We start from the raw sequence: 26,990 nt of genomic DNA, 5'->3' as shown, positions 1-26,990 counted from the left end.
TTCTCTCACAATGAATTTTGCGTCACTGTAGCGGGTGCTGTGGTCTGCCTGGCCAAGTGCTCTTTCATTTTCGCCACTTCGGTACCTGCCAGCATCATAATGCCAATACCATGGTTGTCATTCGTTACAGTCAGCAGATCCTTATCGTAATATTCCGCAGTGAAAGCATACCTGGATCCACTGCATACCCCATGTACATTGCCTTGGCGGTCGATAGCTGTCCGGGTCAATCCGCTCCAGGCCCGCTCTGAAGCTTCAATATAACGCTCTGGCTGTTCCAACCAGCCGAAGCGAACGCCCCGCGCAAACCCATACGCGAACATGGCGGTACAGGAAGCTTCCTGGTACGTGTTTGCATCATTCAGCACCTGATGCCATAATCCTCCCTCTCCCTGCAAAGCTGCATAACCATCACACAATTCATTGAAGAACTGGATTAATGCCGGGCGATCGGGGTGCTCTACAGGCAAAGCCTCCAATACTTCAGTCAGGGAAAACAGTGTCCATCCGTTCCCGCGCCCCCACGGAATATGAGTCGCTTGTTCATACTTGAAATCATATACATGAGACATAATTTTGAACTCAGGCATAAACAGATATTTGCGATAAAGTAAAAATTGTCTGGCTGCCTCGTCCAGCGCTGATTGCTCCCCTGTCATACGAGCATACCGAACCAGAAACGGGGTACTCATGTAGAGATCATCTGCCCACATGGTGTTCTCGGCAAATTCCCCAATACACTCGCGGTAAAACGCACCATCTTCCTGCCGCTCCAACCGGATGAGCATGAAATCAGCAATACGCTCGGCAATCGGTAGAAACGTCGGTTCATTACATTCCGAGTACGCCTCAAGCATGGCTGAACCAAAAGAGCCGCAGTTATCCAGCATTTTCATCATGACCAGCTGCTGGTTAACTGCCGGGAAGCCGTACTGTTCCCGATCCCATAGCGAGTAATCATACATTTGGGTGCATGCCTGCACATGTTCTGCTGCATAACGAATGATATCGGGTCGATCCAGATAACGCCCCGTTTGCAGCAGTCCATAAACAGTTACACCCAGCGGATAATCCCAGCGGCCATAGTTAGTCACACTGCCCACCGTCCACTTATTGCTAAGCATTGCATTTTCATAATACGGACGAATCCATGCATCTGGCTGATCCAGCTGCCAATACGTATGCTCCACATGCTTGTTTTGGCTATCGTCTTCATTGCTGCCCTGTGAAGCATTTATCTTGTACACAAGGTCTGTCCGCAATAAATCTTGCACTTCCGGCTCCCTTCCAGCTTGGAAAGGACCAACATACATCCACTTCTGTCCTGAAGCTCCATGCACATGTTTGGGCAGCTCCAAATCAAGCTGTTTCCCGTTTACGGCTACGTTCAAAGTGAAACTCCATGGCTCAGTGGTCGCGCTGCATTCGCTGCATACTAATAGATCGTTCTGACCATAAGATGCCTGTATTTCAGACTCGAATGATCCTGCCTCCTGTAACTGTACAGCTGGCTTGCCATTTATCCATATCTTTAGCGGTCCGGAAGAATGGCCGGATAAACGTATAAGGCTTCCCACCGAGTCCCTATTGTTTATTCGTGTCCACGCGTAGGCCCGCTGTCCGGGAACATGTCCATATAATCGCTCCAATGTCGGTCTGGCCTGCTGTTCAATGGACCACTCCCTATTTGGATACCACTCAAATATGTCATCCTGTTCCCGTCCAAACAGGTTCCAGTTAGGTTGAATGCTTCCAGATCTAGTAGATGAAGTACTGAATGCGCGGGCAGCTTCTTCCTGATCAATCGGCTTCGTATAGACCCATCCAGCCTGTCCCTGACGTTCATGAAAAGGCGCAAGCACATTCAAAATGCGCACCTTCCCTTCATCCGAACCAAACTGGCATCCAAAACCGGCAGGGGTATATTTCATTTCAAGCAATAACGTATTCCAGCCGGGCTTGATGTCGATCCCCAATTTTACCGTGGCGTCCGGATTAATCTCGTCCATTACCGTTGAGCGGTACACCAGCTGATCATTAAAATAGAAACGAACAGGCCCATAGCAGCGAATGAGCACATCCAGGTTTCGATCCTCGTCTCCCCATACCAGGGCAGCAGCATAGGCTACTTGTCCTTTGTGGGTATCCGTGAATCGTTCACTCAAATTGAAGTCATACAACCCCTCCTCATTCTGCAGAATACCCGACTTCTGGAACACCCGATATACAAAGTCAGCTTGCGCATTGGCACCGATATACCTCTCAGCCAGCACCTTCAATATCTGATCCTGATCCTCTCCAAAACGGTAGTACATACTCTGCGGTTCATCAAAATACGTTGTCATGGATTGCCACAGTCCTCTCCGGATGGAATGAACACACTCTCTTCAAACGTAATTGTCCAAGTATCCAATTTGAGTATAGCGCTTAACCTTGGTGAGAAAATCCCTTGTACCAAGGCAATTGAAGTGTAAGCTTACAACTCCAAGATTATTGCAAAACAGCCGAATAATAACCCCAGTATAACTGACAGGTTTGTTGGTTGGCTATAGAAATTTGTTTGCGCTTTCATATTGTAGAAATGAGTCCCCTACTTTTCATAGATTATTGGATACGGTAAGAACAAAATCAGAGAATCGGTTTAAAAATGGGAATGGCCTGCCGATAAAGGTATTAGATTGGAAATTCCACTTTTTGTATGGGAAAGGAAAGATGCGCCTTGAGTATCCTTGAATCTTTGGTAAATGCTATGCCTTTTGTAAGACAGATGTTTCGTGACGATGTTTCCATATCCATTAATGATCATGAGAAAGTGTTGTATTTTGCCGAGGCCAACGGGCTGGAGATTGGTGTTAAAGTAGGAGACGAGCTGCACGAAGACTATAAGGATTTCAAAATGCTGACGAACCGGGATTCCCGTACCGTGGCAAGAATGCCAGGCGATCTGCAAGGCAGACCTTTTGACGCCATTCTTATTCCAATTCAAGAGAACGACCAGGTTGTTGGCATATTGGGCGTAAATTATGCGCTGGATAACCATATCACCCTTGAGAAACTAATCAGTGAAAATGAAGCAACCATTAACGCCCTGCTTGGTGGCATTCAGCAGATTGCAGCCCATTCGGAGGAACTATCCGCGACCTCGGAAGAGATCCTGCGCAACTCCAAACAAGCCGCAGAGAATTCAGTCAGTGTAACCAAGGTAACCAATGTAATCCGTGAAGTATCTGAACAAACCAATTTGCTTGGCCTGAACGCCATGATTGAAGCCGCTCGCGTCGGTGATCTGGGAAGTGGGTTCGGTGTCGTTGCCAGTGAAGTTCGCAAGCTATCGGATCACACCAAACAGGCAGCCTCAGATATCGAAGCTTCGCTAGGCAGCGTTCAGGATTCAATGAAGCATATGGAGCTGGAGATTGGGCAGATTACAACCGCAACCGTAGATCAGGCACAGTTGGTCAGTGAGTTTATGCAGAGTATCGAGCAGCTCAGCGAAACCAGTGCGAATCTGAAAAAATTCGTGACCGAGATGCTGGCCTTAGAGTAGGAATAGCAAGATAATAGAACCGACAAATAAACAAACGCAATAATATGTACATATGCATTCAATAAAAGAAGCCCCCGACTGATTTCCTTGTGCAGGAAGCCAGCGGAGGCTTTTTATTTTTGCTACAGGATAAACAGAATCATTCCTAAATTTCCACAGCCACCCCGTAGTGGTCAGATACAACCGGGCCGTTCTTGCCGTTAAGCACGACAGTAGATGACTTCGCCTGCACCGGATGTTTGGAGAAGATGTAATCAATCCGAAGATCGCGTTTGTTGTCAGCCCATCCGGCAATAGCTTTGACTACTGTTGCTCCATCATCTTTTTGTTCGGCAGTGGTGTAAAGGTCATTCCAGCCTTGGCTGACGATGTGATCGTAGCCTTCCCCGCGCACTTCCGCAACATTATTGAAATCTCCCATAATAAACAGCGGTTGATTCAGATATGGAGCAAGTTTGCTCTCCGTTAATTCCCACTGTCCTTTGAATGGTTCCTGTGCATCATCCCACCAGTTATAGTGCCCGTTCACAAACCACGTGGCCTCACCTTCAACGGCCGTCTGTATGCCCACAATTTTGCGTGTCCGGTAGTTGCTATAATCGCGCATGTGAGAGACATATTCTTCAAAGGAAGCTGTAATCGGCGTACGGCTCAGGATCGCCAGACCCTCATCGTATTTGCTAAATCCGATATGCGTAGGTACCCATGTCCAGTAATAGGTATCGGTCAGCTGCGTCAGCAAGACGTGAGCGTAATTGTCTTTTTTGATCACGGCATCAGGATCGGTTGAGATAAAATGCTGCAAGTGTTCTGCAGACAATGCCGACTCTTCTATGGATTGATTGACCTCCTGCATGGAGATTACATCAAACTGATGTGTATTAATAAAGTTAGCCAGCTGGCTGATCTTGTTCAACTGGTCTTCTTCCGCCCAGGCGTGTGTATTTAACGTAAGTATTTTCATATATGCTCTCTCCTGTTGATTAAAATTGACCACTTCAAGGCCTGTATCGTTCCTGAAAGGAATACATACGCTAAGCATACACAATATGGAGCAATAACGCATGCAGGTAGGTAAATCCACCCCGGCTGTTTCCATTTATAATGATCAAAAAGTCATTACAAGTTCTCTCAATCCATGCACGTGGACACCCATAACTGATATGATGGATACAGAAAATCCACACCATACGTCAAGGCGTATGGATCGTTAAACCTATGATTGCCCAGGAGATGGAATGATGAACATACCGATTGACATGAATCTGGATGATGCACAGTGGCAGCAATTGATTCGAGAGGTTGCCGAGCACTTTAATAATCTGACGATTATGCGCGGATTCCAATATTATAAACAGAAACGCGTTGGATCATTAACCTTTACGGAACATCATGGAATCACAGCAGACGTGCAGGGCTCTGAAGAGTATAACGTTACCTTAAGCGTCCAGTCTCTTCCTACCAGCTACTGTACCTGCCCGGTGGGTTCGCGCTGTAAACATATCATTGCCGTTATGATGAGTTATGCCGAGCTGCTGGAAAGGCCCGTGCATGCCATCGTTAATGCTCATTCCAGCACGGCTTTGAAACAGACCCCAAAACCCGCAGCTTCCATGTCTGCATTTCGCTCCAATGCGGTATCCGAGCAGGTTATGGATATCCCTCATCAACAGTACAGTCAGATCAGGGAACGGGCATTAGAGCTTGCAGGCCTGGAAATTACGGAGTGGCATGAACTGTTCGAACAATGCTTGGCCCGATTAGGTACAGGCACGCCAAGTACAACATATGTGCAGGAAGCTGCCGATGAACTGTATGCGATTAAGCCCAAATTATCCGCCGGGATGGATCAGCTATTTGAATTCCATGTACATCTGTACCTTATGCGATACTGCATCCCTTCTCGTCATCCAATCAGTAATACGCCTATCTATCTGAGTTACCCGGCACAACTTGCTGTAGATGCACTTCAGAAAGGTATGGATCAGGTACTGAGCCGCCCCCTTCAATTCGCTGAGCTTCCGGATAATAAGCTTAAGCAGCTGTGGAAGCGGCTTGAAGAAACCATAACGTACCTTCGCACACAAATGGTGTCCGAGACGTCCACACTGATGCTGTTCACACCGACCTATCGGCAGGTTTGGCTAAATTGGATCGTTCCTCACTTACAAAATGGTCATTTGCTCATATCGGAGCTAAACATTTTACAGGACATCGAAGATCAGTTGAAAGAAACTGCCGTGAACACACCAAGCAATAGCGTAGGTAGTGTGCTAAGTGTTGCCAATCTGACAGGCAGCAGCCAGTCCGGTAAGCCTGGAAAATCGGCGCCCTTACCACTTGTGCTCGCGCAAAGCTGGATATACTTCCACTTGCATCAGGACGAGCAAGCCTGGCAACGGTTGACGAGCGGGAGTACGGCGTACGGCTTCCCGGCAGAACATCTGCTGCATTTCCTGCATGTGCTTGCGGATGAATCGGATTGGAAACGGCTCGCTGCATGGCTTGCACAGCTTGGACCACTGCTCGCCAATCGCCGGAACGAACCCCTGCAGGATTATATGCAGCTGTGGGACATGACGATCAAACATCTTCCCGAGACGGAAAATCACATGTGGGATACCCTGGTCAGTATGCTCCCTCACTCCCGTCCAGCTTACGAAGAAGCCATGCACAGCCGCGGACAGTGGCGGCGCTGGATTGATTTTCAGTTGAGTACAGAGACAGAACCGCTTGAATTTCGCGTGGCAGTGCTGCAGCCGATTGAAAAAGATGCACCGGAACTCCTGCTCCCCTTCTACCATCAGGCCGTGGAACGATACATCGGTCACAAGAACAGAGACGGTTACAAGGCAGCGGTCAAGCTGCTGAAGCGGCTGTCCAAAATCTACAAAAAACTGAAGCAAGAGGAACGCTGGGAAGATTTCATCACCGCACTGGCTGTGCGGAATAGCAGATTGCGTGCGCTGCAGGAAGAACTTCGGAAAGGTAAGTTGATCTCATGAGCCTTATACATCCCTATACCGAAACGATTGAAGTCCACGTCGCATTAACCGGATACGGTGATGCCTTATTTTATGGAGCCCTTAATACTCATCATTTTGTATCGGGGCAGTCGCTTAAGCAGCGACTATTTGCCTGGCATGCTCCTTCCTTCTACGGAACCGAGCTGGAGACGAGACAGATTGAAGATATTGATCTGGTGGTACTGCCTGCGGAAGAGGTCATCCCTTTCTTCGCAGAGATGAACACACTGCTGCACATTGAATGGAAATGGGACGAGCAAGCAGCTCATCTAATCAGGCTTGCTCCTACACTTGCTGCAACCATTGAAAACCGAAAATATGTCCCCAGCTTCGCTGCTTATCGTACAGGTCAGCTGCAATGGAGCTGGGACCCGGATAGCATGAAACCACAGGATCGATCTGCGCTGAGCAAAGCCCTTGACGAGACAGACGAGAGCTACGCCGAAGGACTTAACGCGGCCTATTCAGCTACTGTATTCCAGCGGTGGTATAACACCGAGGAAGCTGCAACTGATCTACGGCGCGAGTTCCCTCAGCTGTTCCCTCAAGGGGGGACACCACCTAGGACAGCAGGAATGGATGCCCAGGCCTGGCTTGTCTCCATCGGATGGAAAGCAGACGCTGCTCCGTTCCGCCCACTTCTGCAATTGTTAGAGCCGGATGACGATGAACCTGCATGGCGGCTGCGTGTAGTTTTGCAGGATAAGCTGGATGCTGCTTCATTGATTCCCGTCCGGCTCGATTCCCGCGGAAGGCTTGAGGGTGAATGGCCGGAGGTGTGGACAGCATTTATCCTTGACCGTTCTGCCGGATGGCTGGAGCAGCTGCGTGCACATTTGCCGCGAATCAGCCGTTCCATCAGTGGGAGCCGTGATGTGCTCAGCGATTCGCTCAGTGATCAGGAAGCTTGGCAGTTCCTCACCATTGACAGCGGCAGATTGCTGGAATCAGGCTGGCAGGTACTGCTTCCGGGATGGTGGGAAGCAGCTCGCAAGAAGAAACCCAAGCTTCGTGCCAAGGTGAAGCCAGAGGAAGGCAGTGAACGCGGACAGTCCTTCTTCGGACTGGACTCCATCATTCATTTTGACTGGCGCATTGCGATTGGAGATACCGATCTCAGTGAGGAGGAATTTGCCGACCTCGTTGCCCGCAACGAGCGGCTGGTACGGTTCCGTGGAGAGTGGGTACCACTCGACCCTGCCCTGCTGGAGCAGATTCGCCGGGCCATGGGCGGTGTCGACCGGGAACAGGGGCTGTCGTTTCAAGACATTCTGCACCTGCACCTGCTGCAAAATGAGCAGCGTGAATATCGTCATCAGAAATGGAAGGAAGGACAGCAAACCGAGGAGGAGCAGCAGCCGCAGTCTAATGAGAACATTCGTCTGGAGGTCGAGCTGAATGAACACCTGAACCGGATCATTGCACAGCTTGGCGGCGGACAAGGCGGGGCTCCCTCCCTTCCCGTTCCGGCTGGGCTGCATGCAGAACTTCGCTCCTATCAAAAAGAAGGATTTGCGTGGCTTGGATTCTTGCGCAAATTCGGCCTTGGGGCCTGCCTTGCGGACGATATGGGGCTTGGCAAAACCATTCAATTTATTACGTATTTGCTGCATCTCAAGGAGAATCAGCAGCGGTTACCCGGGGATGCCCCCGCCCTTCTCGTCTGCCCCACCTCGGTACTGGGCAACTGGCAGAAGGAAATCAGCCGTTTTGCACCTTCGATTAACGTCAGTCTGCACTACGGTGCACGCAGGCTTAGTGGAGAAGCATTCAGGGAACAGACCGAGCAGGTCGATATCATCATTACGTCGTATGCTACCGCTACCCTGGACCAAGAGATGTTACAGTCATACACCTGGGCTTCCATCTGTCTGGACGAGGCACAGAACATTAAAAATGCGCAAACCAAGCAATCCTTGGCGGTACGCAGTTTCCCCGCTAAACACCGTATCGCATTGACAGGTACACCAATTGAAAACCGGCTGGCCGAGCTATGGTCCATCTACGACTTCATTAATCCGGGATACCTTGGCAGCGCACGCGCTTTTCAAACCCGGTTTATCACTGCGATTGAGAAAGACAAGGATGAGCAGCGCATGCTGGATCTGCAGCAGCTGGTCAAACCATTTATGCTTCGCCGCAAGAAAAAGGATCCGAATATCCAGCTCGACCTGCCGGACAAAAACGAGATGAAAACCTACATTCATCTTACCGGCGAGCAGAGTGCCTTATACGATCAATCCGTGCAGGCACTGATGGATAAAATGAAAGAGCTGGAAGGCATTAAGCGCAAAGGTGCGATTCTATCTGCGTTAACCCAGCTCAAGCAGCTGTGTGACCATCCGCTGCTCCTGACGAAGGAAGCTCTGCCGGAGACGTTGTCTTCGGACGGCTCCAATACGGAGTATGACCTGTATAGTCCACAGGACATGGCGATGTTGATCAGCCGCTCCGCGAAGCTGGAACGGTTGATGGAGCTTGTGCGTGAGCTGCGTGAAGAGGGCGAGCGATGCCTTATTTTCACCCAGTACATTGGTATGGGTCAGATGCTGCAGCAGGTTCTCCAGCAGGAACTGCAGGAGCCTGTATTATATCTGCATGGTGGCACATCCAAGACGGCACGGGATCGCATGATCGACCAGTTCCAGTCCCGTACACTACCTGCGCATGAACAGCCATCCGTCTTCATCCTTTCCATTAAGGCAGGCGGCGTGGGTCTGAATCTGACCGCTGCGAATCATGTATTTCACTTTGACCGCTGGTGGAACCCCGCCGTGGAGAACCAGGCCACCGACCGGGCATACCGCATGGGACAGACAAAGGATGTCCAGGTGCATAAGTTTATTTCCCTTGGCACGCTGGAAGAACGTATAGACGAGATGTTGGAGAGCAAGCAGCAGCTTAGCGACAATATTATCACCAGCTCCGAGAACTGGATTACCGAATTGTCAACGGACGAGCTGAAGGATCTCTTCACTCGCCGCCGCGACTGGTCTGGTTAAGGGCCGGAAGTTGCTATATATGCTAATGGCTTAGAAAGCAGAAAAAGCGAAGTTACCGACGCTGCGTCGAGAACTTCGCTTTTTTGTTATACCTCATGACCTTTCATTGACCACAAAGGGGCAGATAAAAAGTGTAGATTAACGCATGTTGCCGATGATGGATGATCTGGAATCCTGCATTTTTTTGATAAAGTTCGTCATCACGTCAAACGCCTCATTACGCTTGTTGGACAAGGATTGCAGACGCAGCATCTCCATCTGAAGGGTACAGCCCGTTCCTAAGCGTCCATATTAAGCAACCACATTTCCTTTAAAAAATAATTGTGACCATATCAGCCCACCAAAAGTCTAATTCATGTAAAAACCAAGCGGGGAGCTGTTATTCCGTATCCCAAGAAAGGAGCTGTTATCCATGGACCCGACCGATCTCGTCAACCAGGCCATTCAGGGAGATCGTGACGCCTTTATCAGGCTCATCCGAGAAATTGAAAATTCCCTATACAATACAGCAAAATCCATGCTGCGAAAAGAGGAGGACGTGGCTGATGCCATTCAGGAGACAATCCTGAAAGCTTATAAATCCATGCATACGCTTCGTGAACCCCAGTATTTCAAGACCTGGATGTTCCGCATCCTCATTAACGAATGTAATACCATGCTCTCCCGTCGCTCCCTCTCCACATCATATGCAGAGGTGCCTGCCAAGCAGGAAGTATCCAGTCCCTACGACGAGGTGGATATGAGAGAAGCAGTTGATCGACTGGAAGAATCGAAACGAATCGTCATTGTGCTGCATTATTTTGAGGATCTAACCCTGCGTCAGGTAGCGGATACGCTGAATATATCCGAGAGCGCGGTAAAAATGAGACTTAGCCGGGCACGGCAGGAGCTATACCAAAAATTCAAAAACTTTCGGGAGGTAAAATTGCATGTCGAACCCATTTAATATCGAACAGGAGTTAAAAAAACAAGCTAAGGAGCGCCCTGCCATGTCTAATTTTGTACGGACTCGAATTGATGCCACACTGGAGTCCCTTCCCGAATCACCCAGCCAGCTGAATAGTGAACAGGCTCAGCGTCCGCGCCGGGTAAACAAAGGACTGCGCCGTACCGCAGCGGCTGCCGTTGCCGCAGGTGTATTAGGTGTTACTGTATTTGCATCCGGATTTGTGTCTCCAGCCATGGCTGATTCTCTACGCAACATTCCGCTCGTAGGCAGTCTCTTCAGCTCAATTGAAGCGGATATGGGTCTGAGAACAGCGGGTAACGAAGGTTTGACTACTCCAGTAAACAGTTCTTTTGCTTATCAGGATGTAAAATTCAAGGTATTGGAAACCGTATACGATGGCACACGCGCAGCATTTCTGGTTCATGTCACGGCTCCCAACCTGAATCAGGGCATGTATGATAACGGCAAGGACATTGTGAAGCTGAGCAGCGGAGTCGACAACGTTTTCCTCGATGTAAATGGATTTAGCCCAGATGAAGGTCTATTTTATAGTTCAGCCGGGGCGAACGAGCCCGATACCCTGCTTTTTGAACAGATCATTCCTACGGATCATAAAGGTGAATTCCCGGATCAGTTCGATGCCAAGGTTAAGTTGACGCTGCAAGGGCTGGATCATGAGTTTGAGTTAACCGTTCCTTTTACCAAATCAACAACGGACACCTACAAGGTTCAGCCTGATACCGTCATGGAGAATGACTTGTTTACGGCCACTGTTACGAAAGCCGAGGTTACTCCTATCACAACACGCTTAACTGCCGCCATCGGTTTAAATGGGGAAGAAACGTTAACTGCCAAAGAAAAAGAACAGCTGCAGGACATCAGGTTTGCTATCTATGATGATCAAGGTCGACAACTCACTGCACTTAGCGGCGAGGGTATATATGAAGATAACCAATGGAAATGGGAAAGCATATATGCGACAACAGCCAAGGATGTAAAATACCTGGTAGTGAAACCTTTTGAAGTGAAAGATGACTTTACCGAAGAGGTCAAAGACAATCAATTTATTCAGGGAATGGAAATGAAAATTCAGCTCCAATAGCTCGAACTCATTTCCTTGCAAAGGGGTCATCGCATGTCCATTCAATTTACCATTTCATCTATAAGTGTCCTTGGTCCACTATTTATTCTGATTCTGCTCGCTCTGGTGATCCACGCCAGAGTGAGCACAGTTAGATATACAAGCAAACAGTATTTGCTGATGCTGACATTCGCTATATACATGCTGGGCGTATTGCATTTTGTATTTTTCCCAATCGATGTGAACATCGGAATCTATGCCAACCAGACACCCTGGTACAAGAACCTTCAATGGGTCCCGCTGCTTACTGCGGATGCGCCAAGCTTCCTGCTGAACATTGTGCTGTTTATGCCGCTGGGGTTCCTGCTTCCTCTTTTGAAACCATCGGTTGACTCGATTCGCAAAGCAGCAGCGGTGGGTCTAATGTTAAGTTTCACTATTGAAATATTGCAGCTTGTGATCCGGATTACTCTGGGGAATGGCCGCTCGACCGATATCAATGATCTGATTGCAAATACGGCAGGAAGTGTGCTTGGTTTTGTTATTCTTGGTCTGCTCATTCGCCTGATTGGCCTGAACCTGATACTTCCCTGGGCCATGCGAGGGCACAAGCGCTCTACTATGCGTTAGAATCGTAAATCTGAAAATGAGTATGCCTCCCGAAAGGCAAAACATGGTCTGTTCCTTAAGATGAAAAAGTCAGCAAGCTGTGATACAATGAAGGAATTGTGTATTCGCAGACAGACATGCAGATAGAGCTCATTTTTGACGCTCTCCATCTACTGATCATGCTGCCAATCTAGGGAGGTTTATGGAACAACCATGCTCATTATTGGTATCGCCGGAGGGACCGGCTCCGGTAAAACGACGGTAGCTCGCTCCGTCATCGACCGTCTTGGATCAGGCAAAGTGACGTTTATATCCCAGGACAATTATTACAAAGATCAATCACAGCTCACTCCAGAGCAGCGTCGACTCACCAATTACGATCATCCGTTTGCATTCGACAATGATCTGTTGATTGAGCACCTTACCCTGCTGAAGCAAGGACAAACGGCATATGCTCCCGTATATGACTTCACCATAGATAACCGTGCTGCCAATGAGACGGTTGAACTCGCACCGAACCATATCGTCATTGTAGAAGGCCTTCATGTGCTCATCGACGAACATCTACGTGCCCTGCTGGACATCAAGGTATTTGTCGATACCGATTCCGATGTTCGTATTTTGCGAAGAGTGTTGCGGGATATGGAGGAACGCGGACGTACGATTCAATCCGTTTACAAACAATATCTCGAAACGGTCAAACCAATGCATGATGCCTTTATCGAGCCTTCCAAAAAGTACGCGGACATTATTATCCCCGAAGGTGGACATAACGAAGTCGGCATTCAGATGTTGTCGATTTTGACCGAGAAGTACCTGACCGGAGAGAAATGGAACGGCGCATAGAAGATATCTAATGTAGAATTATTAGCCGTCTGCCTCTTATGGTTTGAGAGAAGTAGGCACGGATCGGCTACACTTTCAATGTAAATTCAACTGAAATCCAGGCTGCGTTGGTGCAGTCTGGATTTTTGGTATTCTTCTGTTTCTCTCTTTTCAAATGGGTGAAAATGGGTTATCCTTGAAATGTATGAGCTTGGCAACTAAATATTTAGAACTTCTACCTTAAAGCATAAGGCTATGAATCTACGGATTCGTGGCCTTTTTTTGTGTTTTGAGAGGTTGGATGGGTCTAGAGGAGGGGTTTTAAACCTTAATTCAGAACACTAATATTGAGAAATAATACCAAATACCCAGTTATACATGGTAGAATATTGATGATTATTACAAATTTGGTATCTAGCAGTATCAAGTACATAACCACAACCAGGAATTGAAATTAGAAAGGAGCAGTATTCATGAAGAAAATGATTCTAACCGGGGTTACGGCATTGGCTTTGCTTACAGGGGGCGCAATAGGTTCAGGAAGTATGGGTAGTTCAGTAGAAGCCGCTCAAGCTACGCTAAAATTCAAAGATGTTCCTTCGACACACTGGGCGGCTGCAGCGATCAACTCCGCAGTTGAACAGGGATTCTTCCAAGGGTATGCCGATGGGACATTCAAACCAGGCTCACCCGTGACTAAGGCCGAAATGGCTAGTATTCTCGGACGATTAACCGATCAGCCTAATGCAGCCAAACAAGAAACCAATAACTTTACAGACGTGCCTGAATGGGCAAAAAGTGGCGTATCTGCTGCGATTGCCAAAGGCTTCATCAGCCCTGCCAGCTACAATGGAAAACTCGATGCCAAGGCATCTCTAACACGGGGAGAAATGGCGACCTGGCTGGCACAGGGGCTGACCGTGGTTGATTCGGATTACAAACAAGCTCTGTCTGATGTAACCAATACCGTAATTCCTGCGAAAGAGTATTTCACTGGCAAGCTAGCAAGCAACCAAAAAGATGCAGTCGCTGTTGCTCTGGGTACAGGGTTGATGAGTGTTGCAAACGATAAAAATTTTGGAACGGATCGCACCACGACAAGGGCCGAAGTTGCTGTGCTGATCGCTCGTTATGCAAGTGTGGCGAAATCGAAGCCGACTGATTTTCAGGGTTTGAATGAGTTGCGTGCAGTTGGTTTGACTGGGACGAATTTGAGCATTATTGCACCTTCTTATACACAGACACCCGAAAAAAAAGTAAATCCTACTATTAAATACAGCTCTGTAACAAGCGACTTTTCAAAAATAAGAAATAAAAATCTTGTTACATTAACAAATCACGCTGAACTTAAAATTCACAGTTGGATCATTGTTAGTCCCTATGCTGTAGGGACAAAACGGAGCATCTATTATCCTGTCTTTGTCGATGAAGGAGTTATTACAACCTTACGTGGTTCCTACCATTCCTTTGTTGAATTTGAGTTGAATATTAAAAACCCCTCTATGAATCAGCTACAGGCGGGCAGTTTATTGAACTCTAGCGCCATTGATCCTCTTCTTTCACCAAAAACCAAGGCTAGTGCTTCATATAAAATACCTACAAACATCGACTTCACAAAAAATAGAGGAGTTTTCACTAATAATAACCCTATTTATTGGGGGGATGGACTCTTACATTTCGATAAGAGCCTCATTTCTCCTATTACACTCACAACTGAAGAAGGTGTTACGTTCAGTGTGATTGATAATAAATGAAGGAGGGTTGAGATTGCCATTAAAAAAAATTGTTAATACACTTCTTCTAGCATCATTTGTTATGAGTGCATTATTAACTCCCTTTTCAACAGTTGAAGCTGGTGGAGGTCCGGGTACAAAAGAGGAAGTTGAGGCGTATCATATGGAACCCTTAATACCTGCTAAATCACAAAAAAAGGTTATCCCTCTTGAAGGACAAGCAAGGACAAATCTCGGCATCTACATTTACCAACTTGATAATTTGGATTGGAGAGTCGATGGAGAATGTAACAATATTAACTTAACTAATGATGTCTCAACAAACTTGCCTAAGTCATCTAGGGTATGCATGAATGTAACTCTCGATAGAGACTCATACAAACCAACTGAATACAAAGATAGTAATGATGAAACTCACCCGTCTTCCGAAATAACTGAAAGATCCAAGAAACCTCATTATATGGATAATACTAATTACTATAGAATCGGAGATCCAATATTAATATCTGTAGATGAATTTGATGGTTTAAACACCAAGTTTCAGATGCAAATCGGGGGTGCGATTGCTCCTACTGCAACCAGAGAGTACAATCCCCCGAAATGGTCTGCGGACTATATATTCAGAACTGACCTCTACTGGAAAGCTTTGGCCGAGATCACCAAAGAAATCAACCTCACCAATGGCGGTCAACTCACCATTAACCAATCCAAGCAATTAAATGCAACCGTAAAGACCAAAACTGGTGATGGAAGCTTTGGTGCTGAAACCAATGTAAATAGCGGTAATGGCCGGACGACATGGACTTCCTCCAACCCCGCTGTGGCAACCGTTAGTAATTCAGGGCTAGTCCAAGCCGTAAGCAGGGGTACTACCACCATCACCGTACTATGGGAGAAAGACGACTTCCAATTGACGACAACCACAACGATTGGTGTAGAAGAAGATCCCGGGAACGGGGGTGGCGGAGGCAATGGGGGCGGAAGTGATGTTGGATGTTCACCGACAATCGGGCCACCATCTACAGGAACCATCATGAGCATGAGTGACCTTGATCCAAATGCTAACGGTGTAATAAAGTCTGATAACAGAGGTAATGAGACATTCAATGTACTGAGAGGAATCCCTACTTCTGAGTCACTGTATACCAATGCATTTGCTGACAACTATCTCTTCAAGCAGGCCTGGGCGAAAATGTCGGGCAAAGTTACGTATGATTGCAGTGTTACGCTATCCTATGACAGAGAATGGACGGTTCCCGGACCACCGCTCTGTACCGAGGATGGTTGCACAGACGGTCCTCCTGTTCCTGCCAATGATACTGTAACCAAACCATACAATTTCCAGATTACACGGGACTACTCGTACTGGAAAATTAATAATCTTGAAGTGTACAAAATCGCAAAAGCGACCATGAAGAATTATGCCCTGCCGGGTGAACTGGTCACCATGACTCCAACCGGATATACACCGCCAACTTTGGTATCCAAAAACGATGACAACGTGGAGAGCCACGTCAGACCAGGGCAAACAACGTCTATCTCCTATAACCCACCTAAACTAACAGGCGGGCTGAATGCACCTCCAGATGTGCCGGATGATACATCGCGTTTGAAGGGAATGGCGGAGTCCAACACCCCTCAGGCAAAAGTGAATAATGACTCGGTCATATTTAACAATACCAAGATTATGGATGACACGGAGGCGACCAAGGACGGACCTACGCCATCCAATATTCCTAACCCTACAACGATTGGCCAGGATGTCCTCTATAAGCCAAATAACATGATTAGTAACACGCTGGTTAACAAAGAAAACACGCCAAGTTCCGGTACCATTTATTACGATCTGCTTCCTGGTAATATAAACGGCGGCGCCAACAAAGATTTCCCGATTAACGGCATTAACACCGTTACCGTGCACACCCCTGTCGTAAACTACGCCCTGGTATCGGATGATCAGGCTCATAATCAGAAGACGGTTCCGGATCTAACCCGGTCAGCACTGATTCTGGAACGTCCATTTATTGTCCGTATTCCAACGACTGGTCAGCATTTGGACGCAGCAAGTTACCCTGGTTATGGTCATCGGGACTATGCCAAATATTTTCGAATGAAACAGGTGAAATTCCCGTTCGATGTCTATACCGCGAATAGAAGCCAGTTTATCCCGGCCAAGACCTGGGTAGATATCCCGGTAAACCAGCTGGACACCAGCTTTTACCTCCCGGTATGGATAGACGAGGGCAACTATGAAATTGAATTCCGCAACATTGCGGAGAACGCACCCTCCAACTTCACCGAACAGCAGGATGCCAACACCAACCTGGCCCATCACGTAGCTGCCGATACGGTTCCAGTCGACGTCATCGGAAGGCTATACGATTTTCACGTCACCGACATTTCGGACTATAACTGGGAAAATGTTTTTCGCAAGCAGCCGGGCAGCCCGGAGCCAACGGGAGTCAGCTATTGGATAGGCTTGAATCGTATAGATGGTGACCCTCGTGGCAACCTGGCACCTTTCGTATTGCCCATTCGTCCAGGCAGCCATCCAATACAGGGATTCAAAAATGTGGCTGTAAAAACCGGGTACCATATCAAGTTTGACCTCAAAACGAAAGGTAATATGTTTGGTCAGCAGGATGGGGTACGGATTACGCCAACTTTTCATTTCGTGAACGAGGATGGTACCTCCCGGCAGGAGGTAGATCTGTATTACCACAGAGGACAGGAAAGATTTATCCGTATCGGATCTGCACAGGATTTGGAGAAACGCTTTGTGGTTCTGAATGCCCGTTTGCGGAATGTTCCTGGTACGGAACTGGGTGATACTGCCCGTTATCGATACACCTATGAACTGACCAAAGGGGAGCAGAGCCAAAGCACACTGGCAGAATACATGATTCGTTTCGTCGATCAGATCTCGCACCAGAAAACGTGGGTGGGACGTTATGATTGGATGATCCTGCCCTCCTCCATTCGCACATTGATCGGGCCCAAAACGGACATCCCGCAAGGCGTTAACTTGGATCGGGCAAATGCAGCCATCCAGCACTGGTATGGAGAATACAGCCTGCCAGCCGATGTATATGCCGTGCCGAAAGGCACGAATTTGGAGCCTCTTGCGAGACAAAATCAGTTGGATGAAAAGTCCCCTGTGTTTCTGAGAAATGGGTATATCGTGGTCAACTTCAATATTGAAAGTCTGCGAAATGGCGATACTGACGCGCCTCATCTCCAGTACATCTATGCACCTCTGATGAATCAGTGGCAAATGGAGGGTTTTCAGAACAATCCGGTCGATACTGAAGGCAATACTTGGCCCGTTCAAGACGGGGATGTTGTCTTCTACCATGCCAATTGGTCGAGCCGAAACGACTTCCAATCCCAAGTGCCACATTAAAATAAAGACAGCAAGCGATGCTTAATACTTGGTCGAGTCTCCCATGCTTGCATACATTGGTTTACATACATCAGTGTGCATAGCAGTTTGCATAACCGGTTTGCGTACATTGTAGTACTTTTCAACATCAGTTCATCATTTTTTATAGTCCTTATACAGCAAAAGGATTGCTCCGGCCGTCACCACCATGACCCGGAATAATCCTTTTTCTTCGCTTAATTATAAAAACCACAATACATCGTACCAACTAACTTAGCCCGTGATGCCATGAAAGGCATACTCTCGCATCTTATTCTTGATCTCTCTGACCGACAACACCGAAGCCATTAAGTTCCGCGTATAGGGATGACTGGCTGCACGATTCAGCTGCGCACTTTCCAACACTTCAACGACTTCACCCTTGTACATAACCGCAGTGCGATCGCTAACCTGCTGCACCACGGCCAGGTCATGTGATATGAAGATACATGAAATCCCTGTCTCCTCACGCAATCGGACCAACAGATTCAAAATTTGCTGCTGAATGGAAACATCGAGTGCCGAGGTAGCCTCATCAAATATAATTACATCCGGCTGCACTCCGATCGCCCGGGCAATAACCACTCGCTGCTGCTCCCCACCACTGATTTCGTGCGGATACTTGTCAGCAATCGCAGCGGGCAACCCCACCAGGTCCAGCAAACGGTGAATTTCCTTTTCCCCCTGCCTGCGCTTGATCAGTTTATAGTTCAATAAAGGCTCAAGAATAAACGATCCCACCCTCATGCGAGGATTGAAAATTGCCGAAGGTTCCTGAAAAACCATCTGAATCTGCTTGCGCTGCTGCCGCAAAGCCTCTCCCCTTATCCAAGTAATATCCTGCTGACGATAGATGATCTGCCCGGAGGTTGCCTTTTCCAGATGGGTCACACATTTGGCCAAGGTGCTCTTGCCACTTCCGCTCTCACCTACAATTCCCAGACATTCTCCCGGATACAGCTTCAGATTGATCGATTGCAATGCTGCATGGGCTACTTGGCCCCTGGATTCGTAGGTTTTACTTAAATTCCTCATTTCCAGAACGGGTATCCTCTCATCTACCATCCGTATTCCCCTCCAATTCAGGTACTGCAGCTAGCAATTCGCGAGTATATGCGTGACGTGGACTTGTAATAATGCTTGAAGTTTGTCCAAACTCAACCAGTGACCCGTTCTGCATCACACCGATGTAGTCTGCCATATGGGCTGCAACGGCAATATTGTGCGTCACAATGATCATCCCTGTTCCCTGACTTGCCCGAAGGCTGATCAATCGTTTGATCACTTCAACCTGAGTGGTTACATCCAGCGCACTGGTCGGTTCATCGGCAAGCAGCAGTTCTGGCTCCATCGTTACCGCCATGGCAATTGCCGTTCGCTGCTTCATGCCTCCGCTAAGCTGGCCGGGATACATGCTCATCATCCGCTCGGGGTCATCCAGTCCCATCTGTGAGAGCATGTCCACCGCCATGGCATAGGCAGCTTTCTTCGATAGTTCAACGTGTGTACGGATCGCCTCGATGTACTGACTTCCTACTGTACGGATGGGATTCAGATAAGAACCGCTATCCTGAAAAACCATAGCCATCCGCTTGCCGCGTATGCTGCCCCATTCCTTCTGCGAATAACTAAATATCGATTTTCCCTGAAAAACAATGTCTCCCCCGGCATACTGTCCACCGTCTGGAAGCATGCCGAGCAAAGCTCGAAGCAACGTCGATTTACCACTTCCGCTCTCGCCCACAATTCCGATAATCTCACCGGCATTCATTGCAAACGATACATTCTGCAGTGCGGGTGAACCACTCTTATACACTACAGAAAGACGGTCTACACCCAGTAAAGTGTTCATTATTGCCCAACCTGAATATTGCGATCCAGGAGATAAAAGTCGATCGGATACATCGTCGCACCCTGAACGGTGCTCTTGCTTACAATGTTAATTGGAGTATAGGTAATAAACATATATGCCGCATCATCCAGAATCATCTGCTGGGCTTCTGCAGCCAGTTCATATCTTTTCTCCACATCGAATTCGGAATGCAGCTGCTGAATCACCGCATCCAGCTTCGGATTGCTGTATCCACCGATGTTCCACTCCGCTCCTGTTTTGAAATAAAAGTCGAGAATATACTGGGGATCTCCGGTAATCCCTGTATTAATGCTGGTCAGAGCCAAATCGTAGTTCCCGCTTTTTTGATGATCAGTCAGATCCTCGTAAGAGGTCATTTCCAGATTAACTCCAATCTCCTTGAGCTGGGACTGCATTGCAGCAGCCACAATGCAGTCCGATTCGTAAGCTGAATTGAGGATCAATTGAAGCGTGAGCTTCTGTCCGTCTTTTTCCCGAATACCGTCCCCATCCGCATCCTTGTAGCCAGCCTCATCCAACAGCTTCTTGGCAGTCTCCGGTTCATAGTCATACCCCTTGACCTGATCATAGCCAAAAGGCAGAGCCGAGGTGAACGGTCCTTTGGCCGCCTGACCACCCACCAGTGTGTTTGCATACATCTCGCGGTCTATGCCATATGAGATTGCACGTCGTACGTCCGGCTCACTCAGCAGCGGGTTTTGCGTATTAAACCATACAAACTGCGTACGCAGACTCGGGATTTCGTCAATCGTATATTGACTCTGATCCTGGAATAATGCCAAGCTGCTTCGTCCCACGTTGCTGGCTACATCAATCTCACCCGATTGCAGTGCAAGGGCACGTGTGCTGTCATCCTTGATATATTTGAATGTAATGGTATCCACATCGGCTGCCCCGTCCCAGTACCCGTCATACTTTTTCACCTGAATCTCCTGATCCGGGGTATATCCAGTGACCATAAATGGACCTGTAGCGATAGGTTCACTCTTGAATTGGGATGTATCTGCACTCGTATCCACAATCACAAACAAGGGTTCAGCAATATTGCCGAGCAGGGAGGCATAAGGCTCCGTTGTTTTGATGGTGAGATCCTGGCCTTCTGCAGTCATGGAAGCCACCGGCAAGGTCGATTGTCCTCTCTCATTCAGCTCCATGGAACGTTCAATAGACTTCTTGACCGCCTCTGCAGTAACCTTATTACCATTATGGAACGTTACACCGTCCCGGATATGAAAATGCCATGTGGTATCATCAATACGGTCCCAGCTATCCGCAATTTTCGGTACCAATTTCATATTTTCGTCAAACTGAATCAGGGTCTCTCCTATTGCTGCCCGTGTAAGGGTCCAGCCGTTCCACTCCTCTGCCGGATCCAGATTACTTCCTAGCCAGAATAACGCCACATTCAGATGAGTCGGTGTACCTGCACTGCCTTTAACAGCCTCAGCCGCCTTTTCGCCAGATGATGATGAGGTGGAGGTATTTGTTGGGGTTTGGCCACAAGCTGCGATAATACATAAAATCAATAATGACAGTACGGTAAGCGTTAGCGTTTTTCCATATCTCGAATTCATTCCCGTTCCTCCTGTTAAGCTGCCTTTTTCTTGGGATCCAGCACATCCCTCAGACTGTCGCCCAGCAAATTAAAAATGATCACCGTGCAAAATATCGCAAGTCCCGGATAAATCAACAACCACGGAGCTGTCTGCAAATATCGTCTGCCTTCATTCAGCATCGCCCCCCACTCCGGTTCGGGAGGTTGAGCACCCAGCCCCAGAAATGACAGGCCTGAGATGGATAACATCATGCCGCCCACATCCATCATCGCCATGACGATGAGAGGAGACAGCATGTTGGGCAGGATGGTTCTGGTGATGATCTGAATCTTCCGCGCGCCGCTGAAGGCTGCCGCAGCGACATACTCCTTTTGCTGAAGCGAGATCACCAGACTTCTTGCCAGTCGTGCATACTTCGCCCACCAGACAACAGCCAGGGCAATTACCGTATTAAACAGGCCAGGCCCCAGCATCCCCACTACTGCGATGGCGAAGATTAATCCTGGAAAGGCCATCAGTGTATCGGATAACCGCATCAGCACTATATCTGTCAGGCCACGAGCAAAACCTGCGATAACACCAATGGCTACACCAAGCACAAACACAATTCCGATCATCATAAATGTAAGCAGAAGCGACGTCCTGGCCCCGTAAAGGAGACGGGATAACACGCAGCGTCCAAGCTGGTCGGTTCCAAGCGGATATTCCGAACTGGCTGGCTGCAGTACCTTGGCAAAATTCGTTGCCAGTGGATCATGCGGTGCGAGCAGCGGCGCAATCATGGCGAGAATGACCCAAAGGAGGGTCAATGAACATAGAAACGTGAACCAGCGATGCTGTGTCAGAATAAGCTTAAATTCTCTCATTTTAGACATCCACGTCCAGTCGAATCCGCGGGTCATGCAGATGTGTCCAGAGATCAACGATCAGATTCAGCAATACATAGATGGTTGCCATCCAGATGACATAGCCCTGAATCAGAGGATAGTCCCTTGTAAAGATGGCATCCACCGCCATCTGCCCTACACCCGGCCATACGAACAAACTTTCCACAATGGCTGCCCCGCCGAGCAGGGCGCCTGTAGACATGCCCATGAGCGTAACGATGGGCAATAATATATTGGGTAAAATATGCTGCATCATAATGACTCTCTCCTTCACGCCTCTGGCTCTGGCCCCCGTTACATAGTTCTGGGACATCTCTTCCAGAATCACCGTACGGATCTGCCTGATATATTGGGCGATCAGAGGTAACGCCAGTGTGCATGCAGGCAATATCAGGCTGTTCCAGCCCGAACTCCCCATGACGGGAAGCAGCTTGAGCTGTACGCCAAACACCAGCATGAGCAGCATCCCGAGCCAGAAGCTCGGCATGGACAACCCGGCAAACGAAAACAGGCGTATGACGTAATCCAGCACGTTGTTTCTGTAGACGGCCGACAAAACACCCAGTGGAAACGCAATCAGAATGACCAGCAGCAGGGCACTTCCTGTTAGCCGAAGCGTGGCTGGAAGCCTGGACAGCAGAATGTCGAGCACAGGCCTGTCGTATTTATAGGACGTTCCGAAATCTCCGGTAATTACCTGTCCCAGCCAGGTTCCGTAGCGTATCCAAAACGGCTGATCCAGTCCCAGCCGGACACGCACCTGCTGTACCAATTCGTCCGACGGAGTGACCCCTGTAGACATGAGCATAAGCCTTGCCGGGTCCCCCGGAGACAGATAGGTTAGCAGAAACGTCAGAAACGAAATGCCGAATAACACGGCTGCCAGCTGAATGAATCTTTTCACAATATATCTACTCACATGTCTGACATCCTCTCCCCAATCTCCAACCCCGTACATGACTTGTCCATGCATATCAAAAAAGACGTCTCTCTCCGCTAGTACCGGATAAGGACGTCTTAAATAAACAGATTTTCAGAAAAAATCATGCTCTCTAAACACCTTCCTATCTCCCGTAGGTACTACTGTGTTGTTAAACTAGGCAGGTCTCCTGGCTCCAGAATCCTCGTCATTGCAGCACCTTCCCGGTCTAAACCAGTGGCATAACGCAGCATGACTCCTCTGTTACAGTGGCGGGACCGCGCCGGCATTACACCGGTCTTCCCTATTAAGCTTCTACCCGAAGGTAAAGCACCCAGTTCCACATATTCAATTGAAATGCATTCTGTACCAGTATAGCTGGCTCACAGATAATGATCAAAGCATTTATTCAAATTTGAAACAGCTCATCAGCCTACTCCCGCTGCTCTCTCGAACCTTTGGGGGAAACCCCTGTCACACGCTTGAACATCTTGGAAAATAACAACGGATCCGTATACCCCACAGAATGGGCAACCTCACTGACCGAAAGCGTTGAACTCTGCAGCAGCTCTGCTGCGCGATTCATCCGGTATTCAAGAAAAAAAGCCTGCAGCGACTTCCCGTACTTCTCCTTAAAAAGACCGGACAGATAGGTACGATCCAAACGCACGGACTGCGCAATATCAAGGATGGACGTCTTCTGGCTGTACCTGTTCTCCATAAACTGGACCGCTTGTCTGATGTATTCATCCTTGGTGGAAAGGGGCCTCTGCGGCTTACGCTCATCAGGGGAGGAGGAGATCAGTTCGGCAATTAATCGGTACAGCAGACTCTGGCTGAATACATCTCCACCATTGCGCGAGGAGGCTTGAGTCATCTCTGCATACAAACCATCCATTACCTTTGGATCCTTGGCTTCAAATACAGGGCATTCTGGACTCAGGTTAGCCCGCTGCATGAAAGTCTTGGCATGTACGCCCTTAAAACCGAACCAGGAGTATGTCCAAGGCTCCTTCGCATCGGCCTCATAATGAATGATGGTATCCGGCAGAATGGCGAAGCCCTGACCCTGCGTCAAATGGTACTCCTTATCTTCCATATGAACGGTTCCCCGTCCCTCATGAATGTAATGAACCACATAGGAATCTCGTACCCCCGGACCCCAATAATGAGACGGATCACAATCCTCCCAGCCGAAAAAAAGCAGCACCAGCTCCATCTGTGTCCAGTCCATGGGCACCACGTTCATCTCGATTGGGCTCACCTTCTCACTCCTTCCCTTCTTCCATATCAATATTTATCTTACTTCAGATTATAACAGGTATATTGGTTAAATATCAGCTGAAAGCGGGACCAAAAATGGGATTATGCCATGTATGAGAGAGGTTGAACCATAGTTATATAAGCCGGATCGGCCTATAGTTGGGGTACACCATTATTCAGGGAGGCTGGACTTGAGATGAACAAAATTACGTTTCTCGGTGCAGGCAGCACCGTTTTTGTCAAAAATGTATTAGGTGACGTCATGATGACCGAAGCACTGCAGGATTTTGAATTGGCCTTGTATGATATCGATGCCGAGCGGCTGAATGATTCGGAGCGACTGCTGACCAGTATGGGCCGTTCTCTTGGAAGCCGTTGTTCCATAAAAAAATACACAGACCGCAAAGAAGCGCTGCGCGGTGCCAAATATGTCATTAACGCCATTCAAGTGGGCGGATATGATCCATGTACAATTACGGACTTCGAAATACCGAAGAAATACGGACTGCGTCAGACTATTGCTGACACCCTCGGCATTGGCGGTATCTTCCGTAATTTGCGTACCATTCCCGTCATGCTCGACTTTGCCCGGGACATGCAGGAAGTATGTCCTAACGCCTGGTTCCTGAACTACACCAACCCGATGGCCGTACTGACCAATGTCATGAACGTGCATGGCGGAATCAAAACGGTAGGTCTGTGCCACAGTGTGCAGGTATGCGTGCCTCACCTGTTTGAGGCGCTGGGAATGGATCAGACAGGTGTAGTTGCAAAAGTTGCAGGAATTAACCATATGGCCTGGCTGCTGGAAGTGACGAGAGATGGTCAGGATCTGTATCCGGAGATTAAACGCCTGGCGAGGGAGAAGCAGAAGGAGCAGCATCATGATATGGTGCGTTTCGAGCTGATGAATCGTTTTGGATACTACGTAACGGAGTCTTCCGAGCACAATGCTGAGTACCATCCATACTTTATCAAACGGAATTATCCAGAATTGATCGAACGCTTCAACATCCCGCTGGATGAATATCCGCGCCGCTGCGTGAACCAGATTGAAGGATGGAAGGAAATGCGTGAGAAGCTGTTTGCCAGTGAACATATTGAACATACGCGCAGCCGTGAATACGCTTCACACATCATGGAAGCGATGGAAACGAACCGCCCATACAAAATTGGCGGTAATGTAATGAATACTGGCCTAATTACCAACCTGCCTCGTGAGGCCTGTGTCGAGGTTCCATGTCTCGTGGACGGATCCGGAATCAGCCCAACTTACATTGGCGACCTGCCTCCACAGCTGGCGGCACTGAACCGCACCAACATCAACACCCAACTGCTGACGATTGAAGCTGCCATGACGGGCAAGAAGGAACATATCTATCATGCCGCCATGCTGGATCCGCACACTGCTGCCGAGCTGTCCATTGATGACATCGTTGCCATGTGCGATGAACTGATCGAGGCTCATGGGGATTGGCTGCCGAAGTATACATCCTAAAGCAAAAGATCGTTTTTATTTAATTGTTAGAAAAGCGCCGAAACCTCTGTAAATCCAGGAGGCTCCGGCGCTTTTTTATGGGATTCTTGATCCATTTTCAAACTAATCCTGAAGCAAAAAGCGATAACCAATTCCGGGCTCGGTCTGGATGAATTTTGGCTGCGTAGGGTCTTCTTTTAATTTTTTGCGCAGATGACCCACGTAGACCCTCAGATAGTGACTGTCGGATTCGTGATGATGCCCACCCCATACCTGCTGCAGCAGCTGGCGCTGGGTAATGATCTTTCCGGCGTTGGAGGCCAGAACCTTGAGCATATCGTACTCTGTGGGTGTTAATTTGATCGGCAAGCCGTCCAGATCCACCTGCCTTTGTGCCAGATCTATAGTGAGAGACCCAAAACGCAGCACAGGTTCATCGGTTGTCTTCGCCACATGGCGGAGTGCAACCCGAATCCGGGCAACCAGTTCACCCATGCCAAACGGCTTCGTTACATAGTCATCGGCCCCACCGTCAAGCGCAGCAATCTTGTCTTCTTCGCGCTCCTTCGCCGTCAGCACAATAACGGGCACCTGGGACCATTCGCGGAGACGATGCAGCACGTCCATCCCGGACATCCCCGGCAGACCCAGATCGAGTATGATCAGATCCGGATGAACGATGCTTGCCTGAACGACAGCCTCGTCGCCATCTCCACATTCATGAATTTCGAATTGATGAGCCTGCAGGGTCACCTTCAGCAGTTTGCGAATCTGTGGTTCATCATCTACAACCAATATGCGTGCCCCTTGCGATGCCGTCAT

General features: G+C 48.4%; 19 protein-coding genes and 1 riboswitch. Of the genes, 10 read left to right on the top strand and 9 right to left on the bottom strand.

Annotation, left to right across the window (positions count from 1 at the left end; translation table 11 throughout):
- Positions 1-5 precede the first annotated feature (5 nt).
- The gene (locus CHI14_RS27205) at positions 6-2,345 is read right to left on the bottom strand and encodes a glycoside hydrolase family 88/105 protein (RefSeq protein ID WP_095293134.1); all 2,340 of its coding nucleotides are present in this window, start codon (positions 2,343-2,345) and stop codon (positions 6-8) included.
- A gap of 374 nt (positions 2,346-2,719) precedes the next feature.
- Between CHI14_RS27205 and CHI14_RS27200 the strand changes: the two genes are divergently transcribed.
- Positions 2,720-3,547 (top strand): methyl-accepting chemotaxis protein, encoded by an 828-nt coding sequence (locus tag CHI14_RS27200; protein WP_095293133.1) that lies wholly within the window; start codon positions 2,720-2,722, stop codon positions 3,545-3,547.
- Positions 3,548-3,692: 145 nt separating this feature from the next.
- Here CHI14_RS27200 and CHI14_RS27195 read toward each other — a convergent pair whose 3' ends face one another.
- Entirely contained in the window at positions 3,693-4,511 is an 819-nt protein-coding gene (locus CHI14_RS27195) for an endonuclease/exonuclease/phosphatase family protein (protein ID WP_095293132.1), read from the bottom strand.
- Between the two features lie 277 nt (positions 4,512-4,788).
- Between CHI14_RS27195 and CHI14_RS27190 the strand changes: the two genes are divergently transcribed.
- From CHI14_RS27190 to CHI14_RS27155, 8 genes are all read left to right on the top strand, one after another.
- Complete coding sequence (locus CHI14_RS27190; RefSeq protein WP_170948288.1) at positions 4,789-6,552, top strand: SWIM zinc finger family protein; 1,764 nt, start codon at positions 4,789-4,791, stop codon at positions 6,550-6,552.
- Positions 6,549-9,575, top strand: a complete 3,027-nt coding sequence (locus CHI14_RS27185; protein WP_481856459.1) for a DEAD/DEAH box helicase — start codon at positions 6,549-6,551, stop codon at positions 9,573-9,575. The genes CHI14_RS27190 and CHI14_RS27185 overlap by 4 nt, the downstream gene beginning before the upstream one ends.
- Before the next feature lie 412 nt (positions 9,576-9,987).
- On the top strand, positions 9,988-10,521 hold the full coding sequence (locus CHI14_RS27180) for an RNA polymerase sigma factor (protein WP_095293130.1): 534 nt from the start codon (positions 9,988-9,990) through the stop codon (positions 10,519-10,521).
- Positions 10,505-11,626, top strand: a complete 1,122-nt coding sequence (locus tag CHI14_RS27175; protein WP_095293129.1) for a DUF4179 domain-containing protein — start codon at positions 10,505-10,507, stop codon at positions 11,624-11,626. Before CHI14_RS27180 ends, CHI14_RS27175 begins: the two co-directional genes overlap by 17 nt.
- Positions 11,627-11,659: 33 nt before the next feature.
- The gene (locus tag CHI14_RS27170) at positions 11,660-12,235 is read left to right on the top strand and encodes a VanZ family protein (RefSeq protein ID WP_095293128.1); all 576 of its coding nucleotides are present in this window, start codon (positions 11,660-11,662) and stop codon (positions 12,233-12,235) included.
- Positions 12,236-12,427: 192 nt separating this feature from the next.
- Positions 12,428-13,060: a uridine kinase gene (gene udk / locus CHI14_RS27165; RefSeq protein ID WP_095293127.1), complete on the top strand. Its 633-nt coding sequence runs from the start codon at positions 12,428-12,430 to the stop codon at positions 13,058-13,060.
- A gap of 452 nt (positions 13,061-13,512) precedes the next feature.
- Positions 13,513-14,793: an S-layer homology domain-containing protein gene (locus CHI14_RS27160; RefSeq protein ID WP_095293126.1), complete on the top strand. Its 1,281-nt coding sequence runs from the start codon at positions 13,513-13,515 to the stop codon at positions 14,791-14,793.
- A 523-nt stretch (positions 14,794-15,316) separates the two neighbouring features.
- On the top strand, positions 15,317-18,175 hold the full coding sequence (locus CHI14_RS27155; protein ID WP_095293150.1) for a DUF5704 domain-containing protein: 2,859 nt from the start codon (positions 15,317-15,319) through the stop codon (positions 18,173-18,175).
- 252 nt (positions 18,176-18,427) lie between these two features.
- Here the strand turns inward: CHI14_RS27155 and CHI14_RS27150 are convergent, their stop codons facing one another.
- The 6 genes from CHI14_RS27150 to CHI14_RS27125 form a co-directional block, all read right to left on the bottom strand.
- On the bottom strand, positions 18,428-19,228 hold the full coding sequence (locus CHI14_RS27150) for an ABC transporter ATP-binding protein (RefSeq protein WP_170948287.1): 801 nt from the start codon (positions 19,226-19,228) through the stop codon (positions 18,428-18,430).
- Positions 19,229-19,247: 19 nt separating this feature from the next.
- Complete coding sequence (locus CHI14_RS27145) at positions 19,248-20,045, bottom strand: ABC transporter ATP-binding protein (protein ID WP_095293124.1); 798 nt, start codon at positions 20,043-20,045, stop codon at positions 19,248-19,250.
- The gene (locus tag CHI14_RS27140; protein WP_095293123.1) at positions 20,045-21,640 is read right to left on the bottom strand and encodes an ABC transporter substrate-binding protein; all 1,596 of its coding nucleotides are present in this window, start codon (positions 21,638-21,640) and stop codon (positions 20,045-20,047) included. Before CHI14_RS27140 ends, CHI14_RS27145 begins: the two co-directional genes overlap by 1 nt.
- 14 nt (positions 21,641-21,654) lie before the next feature.
- Positions 21,655-22,488 (bottom strand): nickel transporter permease, encoded by an 834-nt coding sequence (gene nikC, locus CHI14_RS27135; protein ID WP_095293122.1) that lies wholly within the window; start codon positions 22,486-22,488, stop codon positions 21,655-21,657.
- A 1-nt stretch (position 22,489) separates the two neighbouring features.
- Positions 22,490-23,428, bottom strand: coding sequence for a nickel ABC transporter permease (nikB, locus tag CHI14_RS27130; RefSeq protein ID WP_095293149.1), 939 nt, complete (start codon positions 23,426-23,428; stop codon positions 22,490-22,492).
- Positions 23,429-23,591: 163 nt separating this feature from the next.
- Positions 23,592-23,781: riboswitch (cobalamin riboswitch) on the bottom strand.
- 80 nt (positions 23,782-23,861) lie between these two features.
- Complete coding sequence (locus CHI14_RS27125; RefSeq protein ID WP_095293121.1) at positions 23,862-24,692, bottom strand: AraC family transcriptional regulator; 831 nt, start codon at positions 24,690-24,692, stop codon at positions 23,862-23,864.
- A 195-nt stretch (positions 24,693-24,887) separates the two neighbouring features.
- Here CHI14_RS27125 and melA point away from each other — a divergent pair, with 195 nt between their 5' ends.
- The gene (gene melA, locus CHI14_RS27120) at positions 24,888-26,189 is read left to right on the top strand and encodes an alpha-glucosidase/alpha-galactosidase (RefSeq protein WP_095293120.1); all 1,302 of its coding nucleotides are present in this window, start codon (positions 24,888-24,890) and stop codon (positions 26,187-26,189) included.
- A 102-nt stretch (positions 26,190-26,291) separates the two neighbouring features.
- Here melA and CHI14_RS27115 read toward each other — a convergent pair whose 3' ends face one another.
- A complete protein-coding gene (locus tag CHI14_RS27115; RefSeq protein ID WP_095293119.1) occupies positions 26,292-26,990 on the bottom strand; it encodes a response regulator in 699 nt (232 codons plus the stop codon).

It is taken from the genome of Paenibacillus sp. 7516, from assembly GCF_002272715.1.
GTDB lineage: Bacteria > Bacillota > Bacilli > Paenibacillales > Paenibacillaceae > Paenibacillus > Paenibacillus illinoisensis_A.
The sequence above is the reverse complement of the archived record's forward strand: the minus strand, read 5'-3'. Positions and strand labels throughout refer to the sequence as shown.